The organism is Achromobacter sp. D7-1, assembly GCF_059760445.1.
Map to the genome: position 1 here is coordinate 96956 of NZ_JCBAMT010000007.1, position 12509 is coordinate 109464.

The following is a 12509-nucleotide window of genomic DNA, read 5'->3' on the forward strand; positions in this document are numbered from 1 at the left end:
GTTTGAGGATGTCGGGAGGACGCGGCCCGGACCCGGGCCGCAGGCCTCACAGGAAACCGATGGAGAACCAGGGGAAGGCGGCGACGATGACCAGGCCCACCAGCAGCGCGGCGATGTAGCCCCAGATCGGGCCGATGCCTTCGTTGGGATCGACGCGGCTGATGGCGCAGGCGCCGTAGTAGCCCACGCCGAAGGGCGGCGCGAACAGGCCTATGCCCATGGCGAAGATCACCACCATGGCGTAGTGCACCTCGTGCACGCCGGCCTGCGCCGCGATCGGGAACAGCAGCGGGCCGAACAGCACGATGGCGGGTATGCCTTCCAGCACGCTGCCCAGGATGATGAAGGCGACGATGGACACGGCCAAGAAACCGTAGCTGCCGCCGGGCATGCCGGCCATCAGCTTGGCCAGGTCGCCCGAGAAGCCGGACTGAGTCAGCGCCCAGGCCATGGCGGTGGCGCAGCCCACGATCAGCATGATGGCGCCCGACAGCGAGGCGGTCTCGATCAGCATGGGCTTGAGCCGGGCCCAGTCGAAGCGCCGGTAGATCAGCAGGCCGACCACGGCCGAATACACGATGCCGATGGTCGAGACCTCGGTGGCGGTGGCCACGCCTTCGACCACCGCGGCGCGGATCACGAAGGGCAGGGCCACGGCGGGCAGGGCGATGACGAAGAAGCGTCCGATTTCGCGGGCGCTGAAGCGCTGCGCCAGGCTCAGGTCTTCCTTGCGGTAGCGCCACCACACCACCGAGCACAGCGCCAGGCCCAGCACCACGGCCGGCAGCAGCCCGCCCGTGAAGAGCGCGGCGATGGACACGCCCGTGACCGAGCCGATGGTGATGAGCACGATGGACGGTGGAATGGTTTCGGTCTGCGCGCCAGTGGCCGATAGCAAGGCCACCAGATCGCCCGGCTTGGCGCCGCGCTTCTGCATTTCCGGGAACAGCACGGGCGCAATGGCCGCCATGTCGGCGATCTTGGACCCCGATATGCCGGACACCAGGTACATGGCGCCGATCAGCACATAGGACAGCCCGCCGCGCACGTGTCCCAGCAGGCTGGCCAGGAACTGGATCATGGCGCGCGCCATGCCGGTCATCTCGATCAGCGAGCCCAGGAAGATGAAGAGCGGCACCGCCAGCAGCATCAGGTGCGACATGCCTTCGTCCAGCCGGCCGACCATCACCACCATCGGGGTGTTGGTGGTCAAGGCCAGGTAGGAGAATGTGGCCAGGGCGAACGAGAACGCGATGGGCACGCCCGAGAACACCGTGGCGGCCACGATGCCCACGAAGAAGATCAGCAAGTTCAGCTTGCCCAACGTGGAAAACAGCGGCTGCGCCAGCCAGAACAGCGCGACCACCGCGGCCGCCCCGGCCAGCGCCGCCAGCATCTGCGGCGCGGTTTGCGTGCGCAAGAGCCGCAGCAGGGCCACCACCGCCATCAGCCCCATGCCCACCGGAATCGCGGCGGCGCGCCAGGCGTTGCTCAGTTCCAGCGCGGGCGTGACGATGAAGTGTTCTTCATGCGCGTATTCCACGGCGGGCGCCAGGATCAGCGCCAGGAAGGCCAGCGACGCGGCCAGCGCCAGCGTTTCCAGCTGGGCGCGGCGCGCCGGGCTGACGTTGTTAACCAAGGCTGTCATCCGCATGTGCTCGCCGCGCCGCAGGGCGACCACCGCGCCCAGCATCGACAGCCACAGGAACAGGATGGAGGCGAGTTCGTCGGACCAGACCAGCGGGCTGTGGAAGGCGTAGCGCGCCACCACGCCCGCGAACAGCACGGCGATCTCGACCAGCACGAGGGCCGCCGCCACGTGTTCGACCACGCTGCCCAGCAGCGCGTCGAAGGCCCCGGCGGCACGGCGCAGGGGATGGGCCGGCAGCGCTTGCGGCGCGGGATGGGGAGCGGACAAGGAGGACATGGCGCGTCCTCAGACCAGCTTGCCGACGGCCTGCTCCAGCAGGGTCCAGGCCTCGTTGCCGAAGCGGCCCTGCCATTCCTTGTAGAAGCCGGCGGTGCGCAATTGTTCGCGGAAGCTGTCGGCCGACGGCTGGTTGAACAGCAGACCCTTGCCTTCCAGATCCGATTGCACCGAGGCATTGAGCTTCTTGATGTCTTCGCGCTGGGCCAGGCCGGCCTCGTTGATGCCGCGCGCCACGATGGCCTTCAGATCCTGCGGCAGGCCTTCCCACATGCGGCCGTTCGCGATGAACCAGTAGCCGTCCCAGATGTGGTTGGTGAGCGAGCAGTACTTTTGCACTTCATACAGCTTGGCCACCTGGATGATGGGCAGGGGATTTTCCTGGGCGTCCACCACCTTGGTCTGCAGCGAGGAATACACCTCGCTGAACTGCAGGCTGGCGGGCGCGGCGCCCAGGCCCTTGAACATGGAGATCGGCAGCGAGCTGACCGGCACCCGGATCTTCAGGCCGTCCATGTCGGCGGCGGACTTGACCGGCGCCTTGCTGCTGGTGGTCTGGCGAAAGCCGTTGTCCCACATTTTCTCGAAGGCGTAGAGGCGGCGCTGCGCGATGGCGGCGCGCACGTGGGCGCCGAGCGCGCCGTCCATGGCGCTCCAGACCTGGTTGTAGTCCTTGAAGGCGAAGCCCACGGCGTTGATGGCCGCAACCGGCACCAGGGTGGCGATGACCAGGGCGGACGGGGTGAAGAAGTCGATGCCGCCCGAGCGCACCTGGGCCAGCATGTCGGTGTCGCCGCCCAACTGGTTGTTCGGGAAGATCTTGATGTCCACGCGGCCGTTGCTTTCCTTGAGGATGCGTTCGGCGGCTTCCTGGGCGCGGATATTCAGCGGGTGCGTGACCGGCAGGTTGTTGCCGTACTTGAGCGTGTAGTCGGCCGCGCGGGCGATCAGCGGGAAGCCCGAGCTCAGGGCGACGGCGGGAACCGCGCAAAGGCGGCGTAGGGCACTGCGGCGTGTCAGCAGCTTCATGGTTGTCTCCATAATTCTGGTTATGATGTTTTTTGATGTGCCACAACAGCGCCAGTACCATGCGGCAGAATGGACAATAGTGAATCAACGCTATCATCGTCAAACCTGATTAATGATGGATTTTGATGTGAATCGAACGCCTCCCGAACGCAAGCTGGCGCGCCTGGCCGATGTGGCGGAGCGCGCCGGAGTGTCCACCGCCACGGCCGACCGGGTCCTGAATCGCCGGCCCGGCGTGCGCGCCAGCACCGCCCAGAAAGTCTTCAAGGCGGCCATCGAACTGGACTATCTGCCGGAACAGGAGGTGCTTGCGGCCGCCGCGCCCGAGCCCCTGCGGCTGGTGTTCCTGCTGCCGCGCGGCAGCAACCGCTACCTGCGCATGCTGGGCGACACCGTCAGCTACGCCCAGGAGCACTTCGCGCCGCTCAACGCCAAGTGCCAGGTCGAGTATGTGGAAAGCTTCAATCCCGACGCGCTCGCGCAGGCGCTGGCCAGGCACGGCAAGCGCGCCGACGGCATCGCGTTCATGGCGCTGGAGCATCCCGCCGTGCGCGAGGCCGTCAACCTGCTGGCGCAGCAGGGCGTGCCGGCGGTGACGCTGATTTCTGACCTGGCCAATAGCGCCCGCGTGGCCTACGTGGGCCTGGACAACCGCGCGGCCGGACGCACCGCGGGCTACCTGATTGCCCGTTTCATCGGCTCGCGCGCGGCGCATGTGGCGCTGATCGCCGGATCGCGTCACTACCGCGCCCATGAAGAGCGCGAAGGCGGCTTCCTGCAGCTGTACGCCGAACAGTTCCAGGCCATGCAGGTGGTGGATCTGCGCGAGGGCTATGACGATGCGCAGCGCAACTACGAGCAGGCCCGCCAGTTGCTGGAGCAGTACCCGCAGCTTGCCGGCATCTACAACATCGGCGGCGCTTCGGACGGCGTGGCGCGCGCCTTGAAGGAAGCCGGCCTGCAGCACCGCGTAGTCTTCATCGGCCACGGCCTCACGCCCGACACCCGCGCGCTGCTGATAGACGGCACCATGGACGCGGTCATCACGCAAAGCCCGATGGAAGCGCTGATGAGCTGCGTGCGCATCTTCTGCAACCTGCGCGACAAGCGCAGTCCGATGAACGGGGTGGAACTGGCGCGCAGCCAGGTGATCTTCCGCGAAAACCTGCCGTAGACGGGCGGGTCCGGAGTAACCCTGACTGTGGGGGCGTTATGCAAACTATGCATAAGGCCCCCGGACGCGGTCCCTATACTGCCTCGCATTCAATCTGACGGCGCGGCGGTTGTTATGGATCTACGTTGGTTCCAGGATTTTCTGACCCTGGCGGAATGCGGGCAGTTCACCACGGCCGCCGAATTGCGGCATGTCTCGCAGTCGGCGTTCAGCCGGCGCATCCAGTCCCTGGAAACCTGGGCTGGCGCGGCGCTGATCGACCGGGGCTGTTTCCCCTTGCGTCTGACCGCGGCGGGCGAGCAATTCCGATCCAATGCCGCCGAGATCGTGCGCAAGGTGGTGGATGCGCGCGGCGAGGCCGGCGTCACCGGCCATGACGGCGCGGTCCTCAGAGTCGCAATGCCGCATTGCCTGGCGACCTCGCACTTTCCGGGTTGGTGCGTCCGGTGGAAGGACGAGAGCGGCGTCGAGTCGCTGCGGCTGCATGTAGGCAATGTGCACGACTCGGTCGAGTGGCTGGCCGCCGGCGTGGTCGACCTGCTGGTGTGCTTCCGCCACGCCGCCGAAGACATACAACTGGATCCGCAAGCCTATATGCGGACCGGCATGGAGCCGGACTTCTTGCGCCTGTTCCGTCCCGCCGCCATGCCGGTGGACGAGACCGCGCTGTACGCCGCCGATTCCGTGGCGCGCTATCCCTATGTGTCGCACGCCCAGGGCGCCTACTTCCGGCGGCTGGTCGACCTGTCTTGCGGCGACCTGTTGCAGCGTCCCGTCCTGCAACGCGTTTGCGAAACCGATTTCGTGGATGGCGCACGCACGCTGGTCAGTGCCGGCGTCGGGCTGGCATGGTTGCCCGAATCCAGCGCCCGGGTGTCGGTGGACGCCGGAGAGATCGTCGCGATCAAGGACCGCCGCTGCGCGATCCCGATGCAGATCTGCATGTATGCCCGCCGCCAGGGGCCGGCCCAGGAGCCCGTGGAACGCGTATTCAACCTCTATACCAAGCGCTGACATAAACCCCAAGGAGAAAAGCATGGCACTTTGCATCAAGGCATCGGTCGCGGCGTTGGCGATCTTTATGGCGGGCGCCGCCTCGGCCCAGCAACTGGACGGCACGCTGAAGAAGGTCGCCGACACCGGCACCATCACCATCGGCCATCGCGAGACCTCGATCCCGTTTTCCTACTATGACGGCAACCAGAAGCCGGTGGGCTACTCGATCGACATCTGCGAGCGCATCGTCCGCGCGGTGCAGACCCGGCTCAAGCGCAGCGATATCCAGGTGAAGTACCTGCCCGTCACCTCCGCGACGCGCATTCCCCTGATGGGCAACGGCACCATCGACCTGGAATGCGCCTCGACCTCCAACACCCTGGACCGCCAGCAGCAGGTGGCGTTCTCGGTCACCACCTTCGTGACCGGCAATCGGTTTCTCAGCCAGAAGTCGTCCAAGTTGCGCACCGTCGACGACCTGAAGGGCAAGGTCGTGGCCTCGACCTCCGGCACCGCGAACATCCGCCAGATCAATGAACTGAACGAAACGCGCGGACTGGGCATGCGTATCGTGCCCGTGAAGGAGCACGCGGAAGGCTTCCTGATGGTCGAGACCGGCCGCGCCGCCGCCTTCGTCATGGACGATATCCTGCTGTACGGCCTGATCGCCAACGCCAAGCAGCCCGACCGCTACGAGGTCTCCGACGCGTCTCTGTCGATCGAGCCCTACGCCATCATGCTGCGCCGCGACGACCCGCAGTTCAAGGCGCTGGTGGATGACGCCATCAAGGCCCTCTACGCCAGCGGCGAGTTCCAGGCGCTGTACGACCGCTGGTACCGCAGCCCGCTGCCGCCCAAGGGCATCAACCTGAACGTGGCCATGAGCGAGGCGCTCAAGCGCGTGGTCGCCACGCCCACGGATTCGGGCGATCCCGCCGCCTACCGCTAGGCCCAGGCTTAGCCGCAATACGCCGACGCGCGGCTCCGGCGAGGGGCCGGGACCGCGCGCGGCCAGATCATCGAGAAAAGCATGGCATATCAATGGAACTGGGGCGTGTTGTTCGCCCCGTCGCCCGACGGCGGGCAGACGTATCTGCAAACCCTGCTGGACGGGCTGAGCGTGACCGTGAAAACGGCGGCGCTGGCGTGGCTGATCGCGCTGGCGCTGGGCCTGGCAGTGGGCGTGGCGCGCACGCTGCCGTCCCGCGGAGTGCGCGCGGCGGCAGCCGTTTATGTGGAAGTGTTCAGGAACATCCCGCTGATCGTGCAGATGTTCCTGTGGTACTTCGTCTTGCCGGAGCTGCTGCCGACGGCGGCCGGCGACTGGATCAAGCAATTGCCCGACGCGTCCTTCTATACGGCGGCGCTGGCTATCGGCATGTACATGTCGGCGCGCATCGGGGAACAACTGCGCGCCGGAATCGAGGCCTTGCCGCAGGGCCAACGCAACGCGGGCCTGGCGCTGGGCCTGACCTTGCCGCAGCTGTACCGGCACGTGCTCTTGCCCAACGCATTGCGCACGGTCCTGCCGACCATGACGTCTGACTGCCTGAACACCATCAAGAACACCTCGGTGGCGCTGACCATCGGGCTGGCGGAGCTGACTGCCCAAGCCCATGCGATGCAGGAATTCTCGTTCCAGGTGTTCGAGGCCTTTTTGACCGCCACCATGGCCTACCTGGCGCTCAATCTCATCGTCATCGTGGTGATGCGCGCGCTGGAATACAAGTTGCGGATTCCGGGCCGGGCCGCTGGCGGGCGCATGGCGAAAGGGAGCCGGGCATGACCGATTTCGATCTGCAATCGATTATTGACGCCTTGCCGTACCTGATCCTGTCCGGCTTGCGCTTCACCCTGCTGTTGACCTTGACGTCGACCGTGGGCGGCGTGCTGCTGGGCACCTTGCTGGCCGTTGCCCGGCTTTATGGCGGACGCCTGGCGGCCTGGCCCGCGACGGTATATGTGAACCTGTTCCGTTCCTTGCCGCTGGTGCTGGTGATCTTCCTGATCTATTTCATCCTGCCCTATGCCTTGCAAGCGATCACGGGATCCGAGCGGCCCATCGTGCTGGGCGCCATGGGGTCGGCCTTCATTACCTTCATTCTGTTCGAGGCCGCGTACTTTTCGGAAATCATCCGGGCGGGGGTAGGCAGCGTCGGGCCTGGCCAGTATGCCGCGGGCAGCGCCCTGGGCCTGCGACACGGCCAGGTGCTGCGCAAGGTGATCCTGCCGCAGGCGTTTCGCAACATGCTGCCGGTGCTGCTGACCCAGGTGATCGTCATCTTCCAGGAAACCGCGCTGGTCTATGTCCTGTCGCTCACGGATTTCCTGGGGGCGGCGACCAAGATCGCGCAACGCGACAACCGGCTGGTCGAGATGTACATGCTGGTGGCGCTGGTGTTCTTCGTGATCTCGTTCACCGCCTCGCGCGGGGTGCGGGCGCTGCGCGCCCGGATCGGCGCCTGAGCGCCCGGGCGTTTCCATTCGGAGTCTACATTCATGATCGAAATTCAACAGGTCGGCAAGCGCTACGGCGACTTGCCGGTACTCAAGCAGTGCTCGCTGCGCGTGCAGCGCGGCGAAGTGGTGGTGGTCTGCGGGCCGTCCGGGTCGGGCAAGTCGACGCTGATCAAATGCGTGAATCGGCTGGAACCGTTCGACGCCGGGCGCATTGTGGTGGATGGCACCGACGTCGGCGCGCCGGGCACGGACCTGCCGAAGCTGCGCGCCCGCGTCGGCATGGTGTTCCAGCACTTCGAGTTGTTTCCCCATTTGACGGTGCGGGAGAACGTCTGCCTGGGACAGGTCAGCGTGCTGGGTCGTAGCCGCGCGCAGGCGATGGAGAAGGCCGCCGCGCTGCTGGAACGGGTCGGCGTGGCGGCGCATGGCGACAAGCACCCGGGGCAGCTTTCAGGCGGCCAGCAGCAGCGGGTCGCGATTGCGCGGGCGCTGGCCATGGACCCGGTGGTGATGCTGTTCGACGAGCCGACCTCGGCGCTCGACCCGGAAATGATCGGCGAAGTGCTGGATGTGATGACGGGGCTGGCGCGCGACGGCATGACCATGATGGTCGTCACGCACGAGATGGGATTCGCGCGCCGCGTGGCCGACCGCGTCGTGTTCATGGAGTCCGGAGAGATCGTCGACGACGCCAGTGCCGAGGCATTCTTCGGCAACGCCGCCTCGGCGCGCTCGCGCGCTTTCCTGTCCCGCATCATCAGCCACTGATTTCTCTCACCTTCATAAGCTTCCATGTCCTCCATTTTTCATATCAACGGCAATCTCGTTCCGGCCGAACAGGCCGTCATCCCGGCGTTGGACCGGGGGTTTCTATTCGGCGACGGCGTCTACGAAGTGATCGCGGTGATCGACGGCCTGCTGCTGGAGTTCGAACGGCATGCCGCCCGCCTGGCGCGCAGCCTGACCGAGGTCGGCATCCGCAATCCGCTGCCGCGCGACACGCTGCTGGAGCGTTGCCGCGAACTGGTGCGGCGCAACGGCCTGCGCGAAGGCTCTGTCTATGTGCAGGTCACGCGCGGCGCGGACAGCAAGCGCGATTTCGCCTTTCCGGCTGAGGTCGAGCCGACCGTGATGATGTACGTCAGCGAGAAGTCCTTGCGGGTGAATCCGCTGGCTGAATCTGGCGTGCGAGTGGCAAGCGTGCCGGACATGCGCTGGCAGCGGCGCGACATCAAGAGCGTGTCGCTGATCGCCCAGGTGCTGGCCAAGCAGGCCGCGCAGGCATCGGGCGCGTTCGAGGCTCTGATGGTCGACCCCGACGGCGTGGTGACGGAAGGAGCGTCGTCGAGCGCGCTGCTGGTCGACGCGCAGGGGCGGATCGTGGTGCGGCCCTTGTCGCGCGAGATACTGCCGGGCTGCACCCGCGCCGCCGTGCTGGCGCTGGCCGCCAAACGCGGGGTGGCCGTGGAGGAGCGCAAGTTCACGCTGGACGAGTGCCGGCGGGCGACGGAACTGGTGTTGATGTCCGCCTTGCACTTCGTGCTGCCGGTGATCGAGCTGGACGGCCAGCCCGTCGGCACGGGACGGCCGGGACCGGTATGCCGGGAGCTGCGGCAACTCTATATGGAGTACGTGCTGGCGTCGGCGCTATAGCGCTGCGCGAGCCGCGGCGGGCGTATGATTCCCGATAAGGGCTCGCACCCCGTCCGGCAATGGCCAGCACGCCATTGCCTCCTTCATCGCAGGGTTGCTCAACCTCGGTCACCCGGGCCTATCGGCGGGTGACCGTGAAGGCGTTGCGCCATGGATCATTTCCTGTCCGCTGTCCGCGTGGATGGCCCGGACCGCGCCAAGGCTGGCATCAAGACCCGGTCACCGGCGCGTCACCACGATCTCCAGGTATTCGCTGGGTACGACCATCGCGCTATCGCCAGAGCGGTTGTACCGGTCTATCTGCACCATGAGATCGTTGGTCAGCGCGGACTGCGCCGCAGGTTCCAGCGCGCCAAAGGCCTTGAGCAGCGGACCATAGTAGGTCTTGAAGACCTGCAGCCAGTGCTCCGGCGAGCGGTAACGGAACACGAAGTGGCGGGGTTCGGCCTGGATCGAGGACGCATGCGGGCCGAACATTTCATCGATCCGCGCCCGCGTGCCCCACAGCGCGGGCGATTTGATCCCGGCGGGCGGCGGCAGATGCTTGCCGATGGTCTTGAAGACCTGGCCGATGAAGCCGTCAGGTGTCCAATTGGCCAGGCCGATCTTGCCGCCGGAGCGGCACACGCGGACCATTTCGGCTGCCGCCTGGTCCTGGTCGGGGGTGAACATCACGCCGAAGGTCGAGACCACCGCGTCGAATCTCCCATCCTGGAAGGGCAGGGCTTCGGCATCGGCCTCCTGGAACTCGATCTGCAAGTGTTCGGCGGCGGCGCGTTCGCGGGCGCGTCCCAGCAGCGCCGGCACGTAGTCGGTCGAGACGACATCGCACCAGCGGCGTGCGGCGGCCAGCGAGGCATTGCCGTTGCCGGCGGCCACATCGAGCACCTTCTGTCCGGCGCGGACGTCCAGCGATTCGCACAGCTGTTCTCCTACGATCTGCAACGTGGTGCCGACAACGGCATAGTCCCCGGAAGCCCAGGTGCCCTGCTGGCGTGTCTTCAAGGCGGCCAGGTCGGGCTGCGCGGTGTCGCGCACGGGGCTGGTGGCGAGGGAGGAAATGGACATGGTCTGTCTCCGTTAAAGCGCTGTGTATGCGGCAGCGGGCGAAGCCAGCCTGCCGGGGAATCGCAACCGGCGCCGCGCAGGTTTGCGCGCACCGTGCTTCCCGAGATCCAAGTTAAGAGCCGGCCATGGAGGCGGGCGTGGTAGCCGGCGTGGAATCGGCCGAGGGTTCGGCGGACCGCGATCCGCCGGCTGGTTCCGTCCCCGGCGCGGCTCTCCAGTTGCGGCTGCTCGGAGCCATGGCGATCAGCCGGGCGGGCGCAGCCGTGGCGCTACCGCCATCGCGCAAGCTGCGCGCGCTCATCGCCTATCTGGCGCTGGCCCCGCATCCGGTGCAGCGCGCGCATCTCTGCGAGTTGTTATGGGACGTGCCGAACGATCCGCGCGGCGAGCTGCGCTGGTGTCTCAGCAAGGCCAGAACCCTGCTGGACGATCCGGGCCGCCGCCGGGTCGAGACGGCGCAGGACACGGTGAGGCTGGACCTGGCCGACTGCCAGGTGGACGCCATCGAGATCGGCAGCGCGATGCAGCAGGGCATCGCCCGGCTGGACATCGAGCGGCTGCGCGCGCTGGCCGGTCTGTTTGCGGGCGATTTTCTCGAAGGGCTGGAGATCGATCGCAATCCCTTTTTCAACAACTGGCTGACCGCGCAGCGCCGGCGCTTGAGGGCCTGCCATGCGGCGGTCCTGGAGCATCTGGCGGCCGGTCTGCCCGCAGGCTCCGGCGAGGTCTTCGCCTGCCTGGACAAGTGGCTGCAGCTTGCCCCGTTCGACCGGCGCGCCCACGAGCTGCTGCTGGATCTGCTGGCGCAGCGTGGCCAGTGGCGTGAAGGCGAGGAGCATCTGGCCGCGGCCATGCGGGCCTTCGAGGCGGATGGCCTGGACGGGCGGCCCCTGCGCGACGCATGGCGGGAACTCAGGGGGCGAGCCAGCCAGACGCCACGGCCGGACGCGGCACGGAGCGAGGAAACCGAGAGCCCGGCCGCGGGCGCCAGCGACCGCGCAGGCCGCGCTTCGATCGCGGTGATGCCGTTTGTGGACCGTTCGGCGCAGGCCGGCGTGCGGGGAGGCGTGGCGGACGGCCTGGCCTATGACATCATCACCCGGCTGGCCAAGCTGCGTAGTCTGTTCGTCATCGCCCAAGGCACGGTTTTTGCGTTGGACCAGCGCAATGTGGGGCCGGACGAGGCTGGCCGTACGCTCAATGTGGACTATGTCGTCAGCGGTGCGCTGCAACGGCGCGAAAAGCGCATAAGCGTGGCCGTGGAACTGGTGGAATCGCGAACCGCCCGCATCGTGTGGGCGGACGTCTTCGACCGCGAGCTGGATGACGCATTCCTGGCCCTGGACGAGATCGGCAACCGGATCGTGGCCGCCGTGGACATCGAGATCGAATCCGCCGAGCGCAACCGGGCCATTCTGAGGCCGCCGAACTCCCTGGACGCCTGGCAGGCGCATCATCGCGGCCTGTGGCATATGTACCGCTTCAACCGGGCCGACAACGCGCAGGCGCGGCATTTCTTCGAGATGGCCTTGCGCCTCGATCCGACGTTTTCACGCGCCTACGCGGGCCTGTCATTCACCCATTGGCAGGACGCGTTCCAGCGTTGGGGCGAGCCGGCTCCGGCCATCGACCTGGCCTTCGAAGCCGCCGGGCAGGGCCTGATCGCCGATGACCGCGACCCGGCGGCGCACTGGGCCATGGGCCGGGCGCTATGGCTGCGTGGCGGCCAGGACCAGTCGCTGGCGGAGTTGAGGCGCGCCGTGGACCTGAGCCCGAACTTCGCCCTGGCGCACTACACCCTGGGCTTCGTCAACTGCCAGTCCGGCGACGCCGAGGCCGCGATAGGCTCGTCCGACCATTCGCGCGACCTGAGCCCCTACGACCCGCTGCTGTTCGGCATGCTGGCCGTGCGCGCGCTGGCGCTGGTCCGCCTGGGCCGGTTCGAGGAGGCCGCCGACTGGGCCCTGAAGGCCGCGGCGCGTCCCAATGCCCATGTGCACATCCTGGCGATCGCGGCCTGCTGTCTTGCGATAGCCGGCAAGGGCGAGGAAACGTCCGGCCTGCTGGCCGCGATCCGCAAGACACATCCTTCGTACCGCGTGGACGATTTCCTGGGGGCATTCCGCCTGGCCGGCGACGCCGAGGCTTTGTTCCGGCAAGGCGCCCGGCGCATCGGGCTGGGCTGATCCGGCGGCGGCGCGC

The 12509-nt window shown here is 67.0% G+C and carries 11 protein-coding genes; 8 read left to right on the forward strand and 3 right to left on the reverse strand.

Annotated elements, in window-relative coordinates:
• Positions 1-46 precede the first annotated feature (46 nt).
• Complete coding sequence (locus tag AC6LKD_RS05205; protein WP_013394501.1) at positions 47-1927, reverse strand: TRAP transporter large permease; 1881 nt, start codon at positions 1925-1927, stop codon at positions 47-49.
• Between the two features lie 9 nt (positions 1928-1936).
• Positions 1937-2956: a TRAP transporter substrate-binding protein gene (locus tag AC6LKD_RS05210; RefSeq protein WP_013394500.1), complete on the reverse strand. Its 1020-nt coding sequence runs from the start codon at positions 2954-2956 to the stop codon at positions 1937-1939.
• Between the two features lie 112 nt (positions 2957-3068).
• On the opposite strand from AC6LKD_RS05210, the gene AC6LKD_RS05215 reads away from it, so the two are divergent.
• The 7 genes from AC6LKD_RS05215 to AC6LKD_RS05245 all read left to right on the forward strand — a co-directional run bounded on the left by AC6LKD_RS05215 (position 3069) and on the right by AC6LKD_RS05245 (position 9239).
• The gene (locus AC6LKD_RS05215) at positions 3069-4130 is read left to right on the forward strand and encodes a LacI family DNA-binding transcriptional regulator (RefSeq protein WP_013394499.1); all 1062 of its coding nucleotides are present in this window, start codon (positions 3069-3071) and stop codon (positions 4128-4130) included.
• A gap of 114 nt (positions 4131-4244) precedes the next feature.
• A complete protein-coding gene (locus AC6LKD_RS05220) occupies positions 4245-5144 on the forward strand; it encodes a LysR family transcriptional regulator (RefSeq protein WP_498115432.1) in 900 nt (299 codons plus the stop codon).
• A 22-nt stretch (positions 5145-5166) separates the two neighbouring features.
• Positions 5167-6075 (forward strand): transporter substrate-binding domain-containing protein, encoded by a 909-nt coding sequence (locus AC6LKD_RS05225; RefSeq protein ID WP_492276401.1) that lies wholly within the window; start codon positions 5167-5169, stop codon positions 6073-6075.
• A gap of 81 nt (positions 6076-6156) precedes the next feature.
• Complete coding sequence (locus AC6LKD_RS05230) at positions 6157-6912, forward strand: amino acid ABC transporter permease (protein ID WP_498115434.1); 756 nt, start codon at positions 6157-6159, stop codon at positions 6910-6912.
• Positions 6909-7592, forward strand: a complete 684-nt coding sequence (locus AC6LKD_RS05235) for an amino acid ABC transporter permease (protein ID WP_013394495.1) — start codon at positions 6909-6911, stop codon at positions 7590-7592. Before AC6LKD_RS05230 ends, AC6LKD_RS05235 begins: the two co-directional genes overlap by 4 nt.
• A gap of 33 nt (positions 7593-7625) precedes the next feature.
• Positions 7626-8354, forward strand: coding sequence for an amino acid ABC transporter ATP-binding protein (locus tag AC6LKD_RS05240; protein ID WP_013394494.1), 729 nt, complete (start codon positions 7626-7628; stop codon positions 8352-8354).
• Positions 8355-8378: 24 nt separating this feature from the next.
• On the forward strand, positions 8379-9239 hold the full coding sequence (locus AC6LKD_RS05245) for a D-amino acid aminotransferase (RefSeq protein WP_498115436.1): 861 nt from the start codon (positions 8379-8381) through the stop codon (positions 9237-9239).
• Between the two features lie 219 nt (positions 9240-9458).
• Here AC6LKD_RS05245 and AC6LKD_RS05250 read toward each other — a convergent pair whose 3' ends face one another.
• A complete protein-coding gene (locus AC6LKD_RS05250; RefSeq protein ID WP_013394492.1) occupies positions 9459-10307 on the reverse strand; it encodes a class I SAM-dependent methyltransferase in 849 nt (282 codons plus the stop codon).
• 125 nt (positions 10308-10432) lie between these two features.
• On the opposite strand from AC6LKD_RS05250, the gene AC6LKD_RS05255 reads away from it, so the two are divergent.
• Positions 10433-12493 (forward strand): transcriptional regulator, encoded by a 2061-nt coding sequence (locus AC6LKD_RS05255; protein WP_498115438.1) that lies wholly within the window; start codon positions 10433-10435, stop codon positions 12491-12493.
• Positions 12494-12509 lie beyond the last annotated feature (16 nt).